10 protein-coding genes are annotated in these 16473 nt (G+C 72.7%); 5 read left to right on the top strand and 5 right to left on the bottom strand.

Features of this window, described 5'->3' with window-relative positions; all coding sequences use genetic code 11:
- The first annotated feature begins 12 nt into the window (after window positions 1–12).
- From ACQEUR_RS09125 to ACQEUR_RS09145, 5 genes are all read left to right on the top strand, one after another.
- Window positions 13–927 carry an IS5 family transposase gene (locus tag ACQEUR_RS09125; RefSeq protein ID WP_433028324.1) on the top strand — a complete coding sequence of 305 codons (915 nt, stop codon included), beginning with the start codon at window positions 13–15 and terminating at the stop codon, window positions 925–927.
- 65 nt (window positions 928–992) lie between these two features.
- Window positions 993–2234, top strand: coding sequence for an IS701 family transposase (locus ACQEUR_RS09130; RefSeq protein WP_433028327.1), 1242 nt, complete (start codon window positions 993–995; stop codon window positions 2232–2234).
- Between the two features lie 417 nt (window positions 2235–2651).
- A complete protein-coding gene (locus ACQEUR_RS09135; RefSeq protein ID WP_433028330.1) occupies window positions 2652–2801 on the top strand; it encodes a hypothetical protein in 150 nt (49 codons plus the stop codon).
- Window positions 2801–3145 carry a hypothetical protein gene (locus ACQEUR_RS09140; protein ID WP_433028333.1) on the top strand — a complete coding sequence of 115 codons (345 nt, stop codon included), beginning with the start codon at window positions 2801–2803 and terminating at the stop codon, window positions 3143–3145. The genes ACQEUR_RS09135 and ACQEUR_RS09140 overlap by 1 nt, the downstream gene beginning before the upstream one ends.
- Window positions 3146–3280: 135 nt before the next feature.
- Window positions 3281–6208: a DEAD/DEAH box helicase family protein gene (locus tag ACQEUR_RS09145; protein ID WP_433028336.1), complete on the top strand. Its 2928-nt coding sequence runs from the start codon at window positions 3281–3283 to the stop codon at window positions 6206–6208.
- Between the two features lie 36 nt (window positions 6209–6244).
- Here ACQEUR_RS09145 and ACQEUR_RS09150 read toward each other — a convergent pair whose 3' ends face one another.
- From ACQEUR_RS09150 to ACQEUR_RS09170, 5 genes are all read right to left on the bottom strand, one after another.
- Window positions 6245–6886 carry a hypothetical protein gene (locus ACQEUR_RS09150; RefSeq protein WP_433028339.1) on the bottom strand — a complete coding sequence of 214 codons (642 nt, stop codon included), beginning with the start codon at window positions 6884–6886 and terminating at the stop codon, window positions 6245–6247.
- A complete protein-coding gene (locus tag ACQEUR_RS09155; protein ID WP_433028342.1) occupies window positions 6883–9261 on the bottom strand; it encodes an FHA domain-containing protein in 2379 nt (792 codons plus the stop codon). Before ACQEUR_RS09155 ends, ACQEUR_RS09150 begins: the two co-directional genes overlap by 4 nt.
- A gap of 22 nt (window positions 9262–9283) precedes the next feature.
- On the bottom strand, window positions 9284–11188 hold the full coding sequence (locus ACQEUR_RS09160; RefSeq protein WP_433028345.1) for a serine/threonine-protein kinase: 1905 nt from the start codon (window positions 11186–11188) through the stop codon (window positions 9284–9286).
- 170 nt (window positions 11189–11358) lie between these two features.
- The gene (locus ACQEUR_RS09165) at window positions 11359–11826 is read right to left on the bottom strand and encodes a DUF1348 family protein (RefSeq protein ID WP_433028348.1); all 468 of its coding nucleotides are present in this window, start codon (window positions 11824–11826) and stop codon (window positions 11359–11361) included.
- Between the two features lie 176 nt (window positions 11827–12002).
- Entirely contained in the window at window positions 12003–16394 is a 4392-nt protein-coding gene (locus ACQEUR_RS09170; protein ID WP_433028351.1) for a S8 family serine peptidase, read from the bottom strand.
- Window positions 16395–16473 lie beyond the last annotated feature (79 nt).

The raw sequence follows: 16473 nt of genomic DNA on the forward strand, positions 1-16473 counted from the left end.
ACCGGAGACCTCGTGGCCACCATAGCGGTGACGAGGCGGCATGACCTGACCGACGCGCAGTGGGCGGTGCTGGCGCCGCTGCTGCCTGCGGGTAAGCGGCCAGGTCGACCGTCGCAGTGGGGCAAGCGGCAGCTCATCGACGGCATCCGGTGGCGGGTGCGGGTCGGTGCGCCGTGGCGGGATGTGCCGGCGTGTTACGGCTCCTGGCAAGCGGTGTATGCGCTGTTTCGACGGTGGCAGCGGGCCGGGATCTGGCAGCAGATCGTGACCGGGTTGCAGGCCCGCGCCGACGCGGTTGGGTTGATCACCTGGGACGTCAGCGTCGACTCCACCATCGCTCGGGCCCACCAGCACGCCGCCGGCGCACGCCGGTGCCCTCAGCAGCAGACCGAGCCGCCGGGCGGGGTGGTGACGGAGCCGGTCGACCACGCCCTCGGGCGTTCCCGCGGCGGGTGGAGCACGAAGCTGCACCTGGCGTGCGAGCAGGGCGGCAGGCCGCTGTCGATGCTGCTGACTGCCGGGCACCGCGGTGACAGCCCGCAGTTCGCCGCGGTGCTGGCCGGTATCCGCGTGCCCCGTCTCGGCGCCGGCCGCCCCCGCGTGCGACCCGACCGGGTCATCGCCGACCGCGCCTACACGTCCCGCGCCAACCGCGCCCACCTGCGCCGCCGTGGGATCAAGGCCTGCATCCCGAGCAAGGTCGACCAGGACGCGCACCGCCGCGCCAAAGGCTCCGCAGGCGGCCGGCCACCCGCCTTCGACCCCGAGGTCTACCGCCAGCGCCACGCCGTCGAGTGCGGCATCAACCGGCTCAAACGCCACCGGGCCTTGGCCACCCGATACGACAAGCTGGCCGTCCGCTACGAAGCCACCATCCACGTCACCGCCATCAACGAGTGGCTACACGCACTTCGAGACACGACCTAGTAGTGCTTTGTTAGGTCGGCGTGTCGTTGGGGCGTTGGAGTGGTTCCAGGTAGTTCGATGTTGCGGTGACCCCTGACGAGCTTTTCCTTGTGCGGCAACGGCTTGAGGCGTTCGCCGCGGATGTGTTCACCCGGTTGGCGCGGTCGGATCAGCGGGCGAAGGCTGGCACGTATCTGCGTGGGCTGCTGTTGGATGGTCGGCGTAAGTCGATGCAGCCGATGGCGGATCGGCTCGGGGTGGACCATCAGGGGTTGCAGCAGTTCGTGACGACTTCGACGTGGGACACCGCGGCGGTGCGGATGGGGTTGGCCGCGCGTGCGGTCGACGTGGTCGGGCCGCTGGCGTGGGTGGTCGATGACACTGGTTTCCCGAAGGACGGCAAGGGCTCACCGGGCGTGGCGCGGCAGTACTCGGGGACGTTGGGCAAGGTCGCGAACTGTCAGATCGGGGTGAGCGTCCACGCGGTCACCGACAGCGCGTCGTGTCCCCTCGATTGGCGGTTGTTCCTGCCGGCCTCGTGGGACGAGCACGGCGTCGACGAGGCCGACCGGCCCGGCGTGACCGCCCGCCGGGTTCGGTGCGGGATACCCGCCGACGAGCGTCATCGACCGAAGTGGTCGCTGGTAGTGGAGATGCTCGACGGGCTGGCCGACCACGGACTCCGCCCGCCGTTGCTGGCCGCCGACGCGGGCTATGGCGACACCAGCCAGTTCCGCAGCGCCTTGGACGAACGCGGAATCGGCTACATCATGCAAGTCAAAGGCGACGCCCTCGCACACGAGCCCGGGGTGCGGCCGGTCGCGCGGGCCTGGTCCGGGAAAGGACGGCCGCCGACCCGCACCGACCCGCACTACCCGAAGACCGCTGTCAGCTTGGTCGAACACGTTCGCGCCGCCGGACGCGGCGGCGCGGAGACGGTCACCTGGCGCGAGGGCTCGAAGGGCACGATGAGCAGCCAGTTCGTCTTCCTACGGGTACGCCCGGCCGGGCATCGCGTCACCCGCGACGCCGACGGCATCCTGCCCGAGCGGTGGCTGATCGCCCAGTGGCCCGACGACCAGACCGACCCGGTCAAGTACTGGCTGTCGAGCCTCCCCGCCACCACCAGCCACGCCGACCTGGTCCGCTACGGCAAAATCCGCTGGCGCATCGAACACGACTACCGCGAGCTGAAGACCGGCCTCGGTCTGGACCACTTCGAAGGCCGATCCTTCACCGGCTGGCACCGCCACGTCACCCTGGTCACCGCCGCGCACCTGTTCATCACCGAACTGCGTCTGGACCCAAAAGCGGCTGCGCCGGCCTGACCCTCTACACCGTCATCCGCGAGCTGCAACGACTCCTCGCGACCTGGACCGGCGCCTGCACCACCTGCCACCAACCCGTGAAACCGCTACACCGCAACAAACGCCACCGAACCTAACAAAGCACTACTAGGGCCCCGGGGGCATCGCGGCACACCCGGTCCGACGCACCGGCGCCGCGGACGGGTCCGGGCTGCCGCGTCGACCGCCACCAGCTACCGCCGCGCCGTCCCGGCTCCGTACCGTCGCTTCCCGGTTACACTCGACTGGCCCTGGTCGTACCGGAACGACCTGGCCAGGTCCGGTTTCCCGCCGGCGCCGAGGACCGCCGAGGTCCGACGCGCCAGCGGCGTACCGCCGATGCCACCCGCTGGCCTGGCACGGCGTCCACGGCAGCGATGCCGGTTAGGGACTGACGCGATGATCGCCGACACCTGCCCGTGCTGCGGGCGATCTCTCAGCCTGCGCGACCGGCAGGTGCGCTTCACCCTGCCCGAGCCGGTACTCGACGCGCCCGCCCAGGAGGAGACGGCCGGTACCTGGGCCACCCGACGGCCCGTGAGTCGGTGATGATGCGGGTCCCCGAGATCGGCGCGTTCGTCCGCGCGCTGCTGCCGATCCGGCTGACGGACGGCCAGAGCATCACCTTCGGCGTCTGGCTCGCCATCGACCCCCGCGAACTCGAGTCGGTCTTCGTGCTCTGGTGGGCGCCCGAGTACCGTGACCTGCGGCTCGCCGGCCGGCTCGCGAACACCATCCCGCCGTGGGGCATGCTCGCCGCCCCGGTCGAGGCGGTGGTGCGGGACACCGAGGAGACGCCGTACTGCGACAGGTCGAGCGACCGGCAGTTGGACCGGGTACTGCGGGACGAATGGCCGCACGATCTGGTGCTGTCCGCGGCCGGGACGGCCTGAGCCCGCCCCGCTGGTGCGCCCCCTGGGAGCGCTGTCGGCATGTCGACTTGAGACCTGTAAGGAATGTTTCGTTTCGCTAGCCTGACCTGTTCGCCGGCCGGCTACGGAGTGTGGGGTCTCATGGATCCTCGGTACATGGCGAAGTTGGCGGAGCAGTCCGCGAACTTCGGTTTCCTGAAGGCGCACCCGCTGCTGCTCTGGTACGGCGCGGGCGCCGAGGCGCTGGTCTACGTGGACGCTCAGGCGTCGATGTTCAAGACCCGGGCCTTCGGTGACGTGCTCGCCCGGGAACTGGTACGCCTTACCGACATCCGGCCGCAGGGCACGAGTTTCCACCACCAGGTGCGGGCACTGGGCGCCACTGGGGTACTCGTGCCCCACCTCTACGCCGCGTTCGAGCGGCTGCGCGACGTCGGCGACAGGGCGGTGCACGACCACCTGGGCGAGCTTCGTAGCGCGCTGGAGCTGCTGCGTACCTGCTTCGAACTCGGCGTCTGGTACCACCGCGCGCTGACCGGCGACCGCTCGCCGATCGGGTTCGTGCCGCCGAGCCCGCCGCCGCGCCAGGTGCCGCAGCCGGTGGTGGCCGGACTGCACGCCGAGCTGCGCCGCTACCGGGAGGCGCTGGCGGAGACCAAGCTGCTGCTGGCCGGCAAACGGTCGCTGGCCGCCGCGAAGGCGGACGCCGCCGCCGAGGCGGAGCGGGCGGTGCGGGACGCCGACGCGCGCCGGGAGAGCACGATCGACCTGGTCGCGACCCTGGAGGCGCAGGCCGAGGAGGCGCGGCGCGAGTGGGGCAGCCGTACGCCGGTCAGGGTCTCGGCCGCCAACCGGGAGGAGTTCATCGCCCGCGCCCGGCGTGCCGCCCGGGAGCCGCTCAACGAGCTGCGGACCCGGGCCGAGATCGACCGCCAGTTGGCGGCGGCCGGCTGGGTGGTCCAGGACGAGAACCGGCTCAACCTCTTCGCCGGCCCGGGCATCGCCCTCCGCGAGGTCACCCTCTCGACCGGCCGCGCCGACTACCTGTTGTACGTCGACCGGCGGCTGGTCGGGGTCGTCGAGGCGAAGCGGGAGGGTACGGCGCCCCGGGGTGCGCAGGCGCAGCTCGACCGCTACCGGCGTGGGCTGACCCCCGAACAGCGGATGACCGCCTGGCGGCGGGACGCGCCGCTGCCCTTCGGGTACGTCGCCACCGGCACCGGGACGGCGTTCGTGAACGGGCTCGACCCGTTCCCCCGTACCCGGGAGGTTTTCGCCTTCCACCGGCCCGAAACGTTGGCGCGGTGGATGCGGGAGGCGGACGACAACCGGAACCTGCCGACGCTGCGGGCCCGGTTGCGGCGGATGCCGGCGCTCGACGGTGCCGGCCTGCGCCCGGCGCAGGTCGACGCGATCCGCGGCCTGGAGCGCTCGCTGGCCGAGGACCGGCCGCGGTCGCTGATCCAGATGGCCACCGGGGCGGGAAAGACCTTCACCGCCGTGACGGCGAGCTACCGGCTGTTCCGGCACGCCCGAGCCAACCGGATCCTCTTCCTGGTCGACCGCAACAACCTCGGCAGGCAGACGCTGCGGGAGTACGCCGGCTACCAGACCCCGGACGACGGGCGGACGTTCACCGAGTTGTACACCGTGGACCGGCTGTCCGGGGCCGGCATGCTGGACTCGTCCATGGTGGTCATCTCCACCATCCAGCGCCTCTACGCGGCACTGCGCGGGCGCGAGCTACCCGACGTCGACGTCGACGACCAGGCGTACGACAGCTACGAGCTGGACGAGCCGGCGGAGGTGGGCTACCGCCCCGAGCTGCCGCCGGAGGCGTTCGACCTGATCGTCGTGGACGAGTGCCACCGCTCGATCTACGGCAGGTGGCGGGCCGTGCTGGAGTACTTCGACGCGTTCGTGGTGGGACTGACCGCCACCCCGGTGAAGCAGACCCTGGGGTTCTTCCAGCAGAACCTGGTCTCCGAGTACACCTACGAGCAGGCGGTCGCCGACGGGGTCAACGTCGACTTCGACGTGTACCGGATCAGGACGCGGATAACCGAGTCGGGGGAGCGGATCGAGGCCGGCACGGTGGTGCCGCTGCGGGACCGCCGCACCCGGGCCGAGCGCTACCAGGAGCTGGAGGACGACTTCGCGTACGACGGCGGCCAGGTCGGCCGGTCGGTCATCTCCCGGGGGCAGCTCCGGCTGGTGTTGGAGACCTTCCGGGACCGGCTCTTCACCGAGATCTTCCCCGGCCGGTCGAAGGTGCCGAAGACGCTGATCTTCGCGCGGGACGACAACCACGCCGAGGAGATCGTCCAAATGGTCCGGGACGTCTTCGCCAGGGGCGACGACTTCGCCCAGAAGATCACGTACGCCTCCCGGCGCGAGGGCAACAACCCCGACGACCTGATCCAGGCGTTCCGGAACAGCCCCGAACTGCGGGTCGCGGTCACCGTCGACATGATCGCCACCGGCACCGACGTACGCCCGCTGGAGTGCGTCTTCTTCCTGCGGCCCGTGCGGAGCGCCACCTGTTTCGAGCAGCTGAAGGGTCGGGGAGCGCGCACCATCGACCCGGCCGAGTTCCAGGCGGTGACCGAGGACGCGCTGGTCAAGGAGCGGTTCGTCATCGTCGACGCGGTCGGGGTCACCGAGGCGGAACTGGACGAGGCCGTGCCGTTGCAGCGGCACTCCGAGCGGCAGCTCTCGCTGCGTGACCTGCTCGGCAAGGCCGGCCGGCTCAGCGCCACCCCGGACGAGGTCGCCACCCTCGCCTCCCGGCTCTCCCGGCTGGACCAGCAACTCAGCACGCAGGAGAAGGCGGAGCTGGACGAGCTGGCCGGACAGCCGATGACCGAGATCGTGCGCGGCATGGTCGACGCGGTCGCGCCCGAGCAGTTGAACCCGGCCCGCCGGGCCGGGCCGGAGGCGGTACCCGGGTTGATGGCGACCGCGCTGCGTCCGCTCGCCGCGAAGCCGAGGCTGCGGCAACGGCTTCTCGAACTCCGCCCGCCGCCGGTCGGCGGTTCCGCCCCCGCACCTCGCGGCGGCGAGCTGGAACGCATGGGTGAGTAGTGGCGGAGGTACGACCGCAGTCCGCCTCGCTGCCGGTCAGGGCTTGTCGGGCACGACCTCGCCGGTGATGGCGCGGGAGCGCTGCGACACGGCCTCGATGATCGGCGCGAGGGCCGGCAGCCGCATGCCCTGCGGGCCGAAGACCAGCCAGGCGACCGCGACCGCGTACCAGGGCGCGGCCGGGCCGTGCAGCATCAGCGGATGGCCCTCCTGGTAGCGGAGCACGAACGACCACTGGGTCAGGTCGGCGGTCATCTCCAGTACGCCGTTGTGCCAGAAGCTCAGCAGGTTGCCCTGGTAGTCGCCGAGCAGCCGCTGGTTGGTCAGGACCATCCGCACCTGCGCCTGGTCCCGCCACTGCGCCGCCGCCATCGCCGCCGCGCGGTTGCGGGCGCTGGCGTTGCTGATCGCGTCCCCGGCCATGCCGGCGAGCACGAAGCTGGTCGAGCCGAACCAGAGGTGGCTGCTCTCCCGGTACTGCGCGCTGGTGCCGTAGAAGCGGGCGTACCCCAGCACCGTGTCGCCGAAGATCGTCTCGTCGTGACCCAGCCGCAGGCCGGTGGGGGGCAGGGCGACCAGCTGGCCGCCGTGCAGCAGGTGCTCGTACAGTCGGCAGGCGCTGCTCCAGCCGTCGCGGAGCACGGCGTCGAGAGCGGACGAATTCTTGCGGCGGCTCACGTGCGACTCCTCCGGTTCTGCAGGGCGGGCTCGTGGCGCCGGAGCGCCCACCGCACCGCCGCGGTCAGCAGCACGGTCTGGCTGGCCAGGACGAGCATCGCCCAGGACCAGGCCCCCGCGGTGTGTGCCCAGAGCGCGTCCGTCGAGGGCTTCAGCATTATCGCGCGCAGGTCAACCGTGGCGGCCGCGGCGGCGTACCCCCAGCGGGCCGGGGCCAGCCAGGAGAGTTGTTCGATGCCGGCGCGCTCGACCACGGCGAACAGGCCACCGCAGAGCACGAGCTGCGCCATCACGAGCCCGACCAGCACCGGCATCGTCTGCTCGCTGGTGGAGACGTACACGCTGACCAGCAGCCCCAGTACGGTGGCGGCCAGCGTGGTCAGCCAGACCACCGCCATCAGCTCGAACAGCGGCGAGCCCAGCACGAGCGCGTCGCGCGGCCCCGCCCGCCCGACCATGCCGAGCAGCACGAACAGTGCCGCCTGTACCGCGTTCAGCACGGCGAAGACGATCAGCTTGGAACTCAGGTAGGCGCCCGGCGCCCTCCCGACCGCCCGCTCGCGGCGGTAGATGGCGCCCTCCCCGACGAACTCCCGGATGCCGCCGGCCAGCCCGATGAAGATCGCGCCGGTGATCAGGATGACCAGCAGCTCGGCGGCCTCGGTACTGCGCCCGGGCGGCTGGGCGGGTATCCCGAGGCCGTCGGAGCCGGGCACCACGTGCAGCAGGGCCGCGAGACCCACCGGCAGGCCGATGGAGAGCCCCGCGTACAACCGGTCGGCGAGGGTGACCGCGACCGTGCGTCGGGTGAGGATCTCCAGTTGCCGCCACCACCCCTGGCGCGGCGGTGCGGCGGCGGGGACCGCCGGCGGTTCGGTGCGTGCCGGCTTCGCCTCCGAACGGCGCATGGCCGCGAACCGGGCGGTCCAGACCTCCGGCTGGGTGGCAACGGCGGTGAACACGTCGGCGTACTCGGCGGCGCCGAAGAATTCCAGCAGCTTGTCCGGCGGGCCGAAGTAGGCCACCGCCCCGCCCCGGGCGAGCACCAGCACCCGGTCGCAGACGTTCAGGTGCAGCGGGCTGTGCGTCACCACCACGACGGTCCGGCCACGGTCGGCCAGATCCCGCAGGCCGTGCATCACGTCCCGGTCCAGCGCCGGGTCGAGCCCCGAGGTCGGTTCGTCGAGGAAGAGCAGGGAGGGTTCGGTCAGCAGCTCCAGCGCCACCGAGGTGCGCTTGCGCTGCCCGCCGGAGAGCGTGTCGATGCGCTGGTCGGCGTGCGCGGTCAGGGCGAGCTGGCCCAGCACCTCGTCGATGCGCTCGTCCCGCTCCGCCGGCGTCACGTCCGAACCGAAACGCAGGCCGGCCGCGTATCGCAGGGCGCGGCGCACGGTGAGCTGGCGGTGCAGGATGTCGTCCTGCGGCACCAGGCCGATGCGGTGCCGCAGGTCGGCGTAGTCGGCGTAGAGGTCGCGACCCTGGTAGCGCACCGTGCCCGACTGCGCCGGGCGGTTGCCGGTCAGCGCACCCAGCAGCGTCGACTTGCCGGCGCCGCTCGGGCCGACCACCGCGAGGAGGCTGCACTCGTCCAGGTCGAACGAGACCCCGGCGAGCAGGTCCCGCCCGCCGATCGTGACCGTCAGCCCCTCGGCGCGCAGCGACACCCGGCCGGCGTCGACGTACTCGTGCAGCTCGACGCCGTTGAAGACCATCTGGTGGTGGCCGAACGAGAGCAGGTCCCCGGCGCGCACCACCGCCCGCTCGACCTGACGGCCGTTGACGTACGTGCCGTTGCGGGTGCCCAGGTCGATGACGTGGAACTCGGCGCCGTCCCGGACGAGGTCGGCGTGGTAGCGGGAGACCAGCAGGTCGTCGAGGACGACGTCGTTGTCCGGCGCCCGGCCGATCCGGACGCGTCCGCCGGGCCGGTAGGTGGCCGACGGCATCCGGCCCAGCGCGAAGCGGGCCCCGGGTGGTGGCTCGGCACCGGGCGCGAACCGGCTCGGCCGCACCTCGGTCAACTGGCCGGACTGCGCCGAATCGGTCACCGTCGGCGGGGGAGCGGGACGCCCGTCCGGGCGGAAGGTCAGCGCCGGACCGTCGACGGCGTTGCCGAGCCGTACCGCACAGGGGTCCGTTAGCTCCAGCTCGTGCACCTGCCGGCCGTTGACGAAGGTGCCGTTCCGGCTGCCCAGGTCCCGCAGGCGCCACCGTCCGGCCCGGTAGGTGAGCTCCAGGTGCTCGCGGGAGGCCCGCGCGTCGTCCACCACGATCGGGCAGAGCGGATCACGACCGATCCGCAGCGGCGCGACATCCTCGGTGACCCGGCGTTCCCCGTCCTCGCCCGGTACCCCGACCAGCAGCGCGGCGCTCACCCGGCCACCGGCCCCGACGCGGTCACCGGCTCGCCTTGATCTTCGGCAGCCGCTTGGACATCGAGGTCGCCATCTTGATCAGTTCACTCTGCCCGCTCACGCCTCTGGCGTTGGTGTCCATCGCCACCTCGAAAAGCACCTGGCCGGAGCGGACCATGATCACCTGGTACGTGCCCATGGAGGTGTCGATGGTGGCCCCGAACGACTCCTGGCCCAGCTTGGGCACCGTGAACGACCGCCACTCGCACCGCTGCGCCGCAGCACGGGCGGCGTCGAGGAACGGGTCGGCGGCGTTGCCGTAGAAGCCGGCGACCGCCGAGCCGATCCGCGGGTACGTGCCGGTCGTCACCCAGTAGCCGTTGCTGCTGTTCGCCCCGATCGCGGCGCCGTCGACGCGGCCTCCGTCGGAACAGAAACTGAGGTCGGCCGGGCCGCCCTGCAGGGTCTCCTCGGCCGCGCTGGGCTTGACCGTGTCACGCTCTCCGACCTTCAGCGCGGACATGACGTCGGCCACCGACAGCAGCACCGGCTCCAGCGCGGTGACCGCCGGTGGCGGAGAGGCACGGTCGATGCTGGGTGCCGGGCTGGCGCCGTTGCCGCCGCCGAACCCGCCGGCGTTCAGGATGCTCACCAGCCCCGGTATGAAACAGGAGAGGAACACCAGCACCGACACGATGGCCACGATCAGCGGTACCTTGGACTTCTTCCGTGGCCGGCCGGGGAAGCCGGAGGGGCCGGGACCGGGCGGCAGCGGGTAGCCGACCGGGCCGGAGTTGGGGGGCATCGGGTAGTGCGAGGGCCCGGCGGGCGGGCCGCTCGACGGCGGGGTGCCCGGGGGTGGCGGGTAACCCGATGGACCGGGGCCGGGCGCCGGTGGGCCCGAGGAGGGGCGGGGGCCGGGGGCGCCCGACGGCTGGGCGCCCGGCGGCAGCGGATAGTCCGCCGGCCCGGCGGTCGGCGGCGGGGCGGACGACGGGCGGACGCCGGGGGGCAGCGGGTAGTCCGCCGGCCCGGCGGTCGGCGGCGGTGGAGCCGGTCGGGACGGCTCGCCGATCGAGGTCTCCATCGGTGCGCCGCGCAGGGCGCGGATCCAGGCCGCCGCGGCGGAGGGCCGACGGTCGCCGACCACGGCGACCATCGAGAGGATCCCGCGGACCACCCGGTCCTGCCCCGGGCCGAGGGCGGCGGTGAGCCGCTCGGTCATCCCCTCGGTGTCCCCCGGCACCGGCATCTCGCCCGTCAGGGCGTAGTAGACGGTCGCGCCGAGGGCGTAGCGGTCCGTCGCCGGGGTGTACTCGCCCCGGGCCAGGGACTCCGGCGCCATGAACGGCGCCGTGCCGTACAGCCGGGCGGTGCCGCTGGTGCTGTGCAGCCGGACCAGGCCGAAGTCGACCAGGTAGACCCGCCCGTCGCCGGCGACCAGGATGTTGGCCGGTTTGATGTCCCGGTGCAGGACCGGTATCCCGTCGGTGTCCCGGCCACTGTGCAGATAGTCGACCGCCTCGGCGATCGGTTCGAGCGGCCGGAGGATGTCCAACCCGCGCACGTCACCGCGCTCCAGGCCCTCCTGGAGGCTGTGCCCCTCGATCCACTTCATCACGAAGTACAGCCGCGGCCCGGCATCGGGTGCGGCCTGCCCCGCCGGATGCGGCGGCGGCCCGACGAAGACGTCCTTCACCTTCACCAGCGCCGGATGCTCCAGCTGGGTCGCCAGCGCGGCCTGCAGCCGGAGCCCTTCCAGGCCACGGTCGCCCTGGTCCTCCTCCGGCACCCGGAGGATCTTCACGGCGTACGAGAAGGCGACGGTGCCGTGGTGCTCGCGGGCCCGCCAGACCTCGCCCTCGCCACCCGCGGCACGCCGCTCGATCAGCTCATACCGGTCCGGCGCGTCCGGCGGCCCCACGTAGCTGTACTGCGCATCTGACACGGTGGTCATCTTGCCAGCGCGGTACAAGGCGATCCAAAAACGTATTCATATCGAGAGGACGGCTCCGGCGCCGGGCCGGGACACCAGGGACCCGTCCACCCTCGACCGTGGCCGGTGCAGCCGTCGGCACCCGCGCCCGGCCCGGATCCCCGGGGCGGGGTCCCGGGGGGTCAGAGCCCGAGGTCACTCAGCCCGGGGTGGTCGTCGGGGCGGCGTCCCAACGGCCAGTGGTACTTCCGCTCCGACTCCTGGATCGGCAGGTCGTTGATGCTGGCCAGCCGGAGCCGCATCAGCCCGTTCTCGTCGAACTCCCAGTTCTCGTTGCCGTACGAGCGGAACCAGCTCCCGGAGTCGTCGTGGCACTCGTAGGCGAACCGCACGGCGATCCGGTTGCCCTCGACCGCCCAGAGTTCCTTGACCAGGCGGTATTCGAGCTCCCGCGTCCACTTGCGCTGGAGGAACCGCACGATCTCGTCCCGCCCGGTGAGGAACTCGGCGCGGTTGCGCCACCGGCTGTCCGGGGTGTAGGCGGCCGCGACCTTCTCCGGGTCCCGGGAGTTCCAGACGTCCTCGGCCATCCGGATCTTCTGGGTCGCGGTCTCCCGGGTGAACGGGGGCACCGGAGGACGGCTGGTCATCTGTGGCTCCTCGGGATCGTTCGCACACGCCCCGCCCGGCCGGGCGGGCGCCACCCCATCCTAGGAACACCGGTCGGGCCGGCCGCCCCGATCGGCGAAGGAACGCCGGCCGGACGGCGGTGGCCGCCGAACCCCGGGCGGGTCCGGCGGCCACCGGTGGAGCGGGTACCTCCGCCTCAGATCCCGCCCAGCCGCGCGGGACAGGGCGTCACCGGATCGAGTACGACGCCGAGCGTGCTGACCAGGCCCGGCTGGATCTGCTGCCGCTTCGCCTGCGGCACCCAACCGTCCTTGGCGACCAGTACGTCGTACCGGCCCCGGGGCAGCCAGTAGGCGTAGCGCCCCTCGGCGTCGGCCGACAGCGTGTACCCGGTGCCCGGGTCACCGGCCGGGTTGACCCGTACCGTGGCCCGCAGCGGCACCTCGGCGCCGCCGCAGGTCCGGCCGAGCACGGCGCCCTGGAGCTTGCCCCAGCTCGCCGGCGGCGACACGTTCATCTCGACGTCGACCACCGGCACCGGGTACGGCGTGTCGGTGACCAGCCCGAGTTCGACCGCGTACCTGCCCGGCTGGGCGACGCCGGTGGCGGCCGTGGCGGTCAGGGTGACCGTCACCGCCCTCGACTCGCCCGGTGCCAGGGTGAACCCGGTCGGCGTCGTGCTGAGCCAGGGCGCCTCCCCGGCCTCGGCGCAGAGGTCGAGGCCACCGAGCCGTTCGGACTCCACCGAGCCCACGAACGAGGACGGCGAACCACCGACCTTGTACGCCCCGCACGACGCCGCGCCCCGGTAGCGGGCGAACTGCACGTTCGGCAGGTCCACCCAGGCCCCGGCCACCGGGTCGTACCCCACGGTCCGGTTGGTCAGCGCGCTGGAGTTGGCGGTGGCACCGCCGGCCAGCACCAGCAGGCCACCGGCGGCGGCGGACGGCGAGCCCCACAGGTCCAGCGGCATGTCCGGCAGCGGCGACCAGGCGTCGGCGTCCGGGTCGTAGGCGTAACCGTTGTCGAACTCGGTCGCACCGACCCCGCCGGCGCAGTAGACCCGGCCGCCGATCCCGCCGCAGGCCAGCCACGAGACGGGCTGCGGATAGTCGGCCACCGCGGTGAACTGGTTGGTCAGCGGGTCGAAGACCACCACGTCGGTGGAGTCCACCGCGCACTCCTCATCGCCGCAGCCACCGACGATGTAGACCTTCCCGTGGCTGGCCGCGCTGGCGGTCGCCGCCCGTGGCACCGGGTTCGCCACCCCGGGCAGGGTGCGCCAGGTGCCGCTGGCCGGGTCGAAGACGTCGACGGTGGCCACCGGCAGGGAGCCGTCACCCCAGCCGCCGAGGACGTAGATCCGCCCGTTCAGCGCGGCGACCGACGGCTTCGACCGGGCGGTCGGCAGGTCCGGCAGGGCCGTCCACGAGTTGGCCGCCGGGTCGTAGACCCACGCCTTGCGTTCGGTGCCGGTGCCGGCGCCGCCGCCGATCGAGTAGACCTTTCCGTCCAGGGTGGCGGCGGAGTTGTCGAAGAGTGCGGCCGGCGTGTTGGCGAGCCGGCTCCACGCCTCGTCGACCAGCGGCGCGGTGCTGGCGCCCGCCCCGGCGGGGTACGCGGTGCCGGTGCGGCCCTTGCTGATGCCCTTGACCGGCCGCTCGACCAGCGCCGCCCCCCTGCGGGAGAGCAGCGCCGACCGGCCGGCCCGTTCCAGGGTTCCCACGGTCGCGGGGGCGTTGCCGGTGTTGGTCACCGTCACCGTGGCCGTGCGGGTGCTGCCGTACGGCTGGTGCATCTCGATGTCGGTCGGGGTGACCGTCAGCCGACCGGCCTGGAGTGCGAAGTCGGCCCGCCGGGTGCTGTCCGCGACGACCGTCACCGTTTCCGCCGCCGCCCGGTACGGCGGTAGCCCGGCGCTGAGCTGCTGCGGCCCGGTGAGGCTGGAGAAGAGCCAGTAGAAGCCGTCCGGGATGGCCGGATCCTCCGGCGTCGCCACCGAGACGCCGGAGTCGAGCGGCTCGCCGACGCTGGTGACGGTCACCCCGTCGAGCGGGGCGCCGGTGTTGGCGTCGGTGGTGAAGCCGACGACCAGGCCGCCCGGCTCCGGGGTGCAGAGCCGGTTGACGAGCTGGACGTTGTCGACCTGCCACCACCAGGCGAAGGAGCCCGTGAAGCGGAACCGGACCCGGGCGTCGGCGGCTCCGGCGGCGGCGTCCAGCGGCACCTCCTCGACCCGCGGGCCGCGCAGGCTGGCCGTCTGGTGCCAGACGTTGGTCCAGGTGGCGCCGCCGTCGGTGGAGACGTCGACGTCGGCGGTGTCGCTGACTCCCACGGCCCGCCAGTCGCTGTTGAAGCGCAGCAGTGGGGCGGTGGCGGCGGAGAGGTCCAGCGGCGGGCTGACCAGGTCGGTGTCCTGGGTGTTGCCGCTGCCCAGCCTGTCGCTGTCGACGATCGCGAAGCCGCCGCTGCCGCCGGTCAGGTTGCCCCGTTCGCCGTCGTCGGTGAACGTCCAGCCGCCGTCCCCGGTCCGGTTCACCACCGACCAGCCGTCCGGGGTGCCGGTGCCGTCGAAGCTCTCCGCGAGCAGCGGGTCGCTCGTCCCGGCCAGGTAGCCGGCGGCCGTGCAGGCGGGTTGCACCGGGACCGGGATGTCCAGGGTGCGCGCCTCGGTGCCGATCTCGATCTCGGTGGTGACCGGCCGGTAGCCGGGGTAGCGCACGGTGGTGCTGAGCCGGTAGGTCGCGTCGCCGGGGACGGTGAGGGCGTAGGCGCCGGTCACCGGGTCGGTGAAGACCGGACCGCCGGGCACGCCGGCGACCTCGATCTTCGCGTACAGCGGCCAGCCGTGTCCGGAGCCGTCGACCACCCGGCCGGAGATCCGTACCGTCGGCGCGGCGGCGAGGGTGAAGTCCCGTACCACCCCCTCGCCCTCGGCGACGGTCACCGTCGCGGTGCCGGTGGTGTAGCCGTACGCGGTCACGGTCAACTGGTGCTCACCGGCCGGCACGGTCAGCGCGTATCCGCCGTCCGGTCCGGTCACCGTGTTGACCGTGCCGGCGCGCACCCGCGCTCCGGCGACCGGGTCGCCGTCGGCGTCGGTGACGGTGCCGGTGATCCGGCCGACCGCGCCGCGCGGTGCGGCGTTGACCGCCTGGTACGCGTTGAGCCGCCCCTCGCCGAAGGTGTTGTTGTCGTCGACGGTGCCGCCGCAGGTGAGCGCGTCGACGTCGGTGGCGGTGTCGTCGAGCAGCCGCTCGGTGCCGGCGATGTCGCCGCGCAGGCTCGGCGCGGCGGACCAGACGAGCGCGACGGTGGCCGTGACGTGCGGAGACGCCATCGAGGTGCCGCTGCCGAGGCCGTAGCCGTTGCCCGGGATGCTGGACCGGATGTTGCTGCCCGGCGCCGAGATGTTCGGCTTCACCCCGCCGTCGATGCTGGAGGTGCCCCGGCCGGAGAAGCCGGAGATGACGTTGTTGACGTCGTACGACCCGGTCGCGTAGGTGTTCGGGTAGTCGCCGGGGTTCTCGGTGGTGTTGCAGCCCGGGCCGTTGTTGCCGGCGGAGAAGCTCGGGAAGATGCCGGCGGCCCGCCAGGCGTCGACCGTCTGCTCGTACCACTCGTCGCCGCGACCGCCGCCCCAGGAGTTGTTGACCACGTCGGCGTGCAGGTCGGGCCGGGGGTTCTGTCCGTTCAGGTCGGTTGGGGCGAGCACCCACTGACCGGCGGCGAGCAGCGAGGCGTCGCTGCAGTTGTTGGTCTCGCAGCCCTTGGCGGCGATCCACTTCGCCCCGGGGGCGACGCCGACCTGGTTGCCGGTGCCGTCGCCGCCGACCATCGTGCCCATGGTGTGCGTACCGTGGCCGTTGTTGTCGCACGGTGCCGGGCTGGGGCAGACCTCGGCCGGGTCGAACCAGTTGTAGTTGTGCTCGAAGGTGCCGCCGCTGTTGCCGCGGTAGCTGCCGACCAGCGCCGGGTGGTCGTACTGGACGCCGCTGTCGATGTTGGCGACCACCAGCCCCTCGCCGCGTACGCCCAGTTCGGACCAGACCCGGGGCGCCTCGATGTTGTCCACGTTCCACTCGACCGCGTCCACCCCGGATCGGGTGTCCGGGGTCATGGCCACGGGCTTGACCAGCTCGTAGCTGCGGCTCGGCTCGATGCTCGCCACCTCGGGGCGGGCCGCGAGCGCGTCGACCAGGCCGCGGTCCCCCTCCACCCGCAGCGCGTTGGCGATCCAGAACGCCCGGTACGTGGTGCCGCGGCTGTCCAGTTCGGCGCGGAGCCCGCGCTGGCTGCGCTCGGCGGTACCGGTGAGCTGCCGGTAGACCTCGGTGGCCCGGTCGTCGGAGTCGCGCAGTCGCGCCGCGCGGCCCAGCTCGGCCCGCTCCCGCAGGTAGACGGTGAAGCTCGTGCTTCCGCCGGCCGCCAGTTCGGCCAGCAGTTCCGCGTCGACCGGGGCCCTGGGCCCGGCGGCGGTGGCGACGGCGGGTTGGGCGGTCAGACCGAGGACCACGGCGACCCCGGCGGCGACTGTCCGCCAGAGTCTCGGCCGGCTCCCCCGCCGGCCGGTTGGTTGATGTGGCATGCTTCCTCCCCCACTTTCCGGCACCCGCGCGGGCGCGGGTGCCGACCATCCAGCTCCGGATGTTCCGGGCTGGCGGCAC

It is taken from the genome of Plantactinospora sp. CA-290183, assembly GCF_050936375.1.
GTDB lineage: Bacteria > Actinomycetota > Actinomycetes > Mycobacteriales > Micromonosporaceae > Plantactinospora.

What these genes read in the sequence shown, in the direction of transcription:
- ACQEUR_RS09135 (WP_433028330.1), top strand. Translation starts at nt 2,652, where the DNA reads ATGATCGCCGACACCTGCCCGTGCTGCGGGCGATCTCTCAGCCTGCGC.
- ACQEUR_RS09140 (WP_433028333.1), top strand. Translation starts at nt 2,801, where the DNA reads ATGATGCGGGTCCCCGAGATCGGCGCGTTCGTCCGCGCGCTGCTGCCG.
- ACQEUR_RS09145 (WP_433028336.1), top strand. Translation starts at nt 3,281, where the DNA reads ATGGCGAAGTTGGCGGAGCAGTCCGCGAACTTCGGTTTCCTGAAGGCG.
- ACQEUR_RS09165 (WP_433028348.1), bottom strand. Translation starts at nt 11,826, where the DNA reads ATGACCAGCCGTCCTCCGGTGCCCCCGTTCACCCGGGAGACCGCGACC.
- ACQEUR_RS09170 (WP_433028351.1), bottom strand. Translation starts at nt 16,394, where the DNA reads ATGCCACATCAACCAACCGGCCGGCGGGGGAGCCGGCCGAGACTCTGG.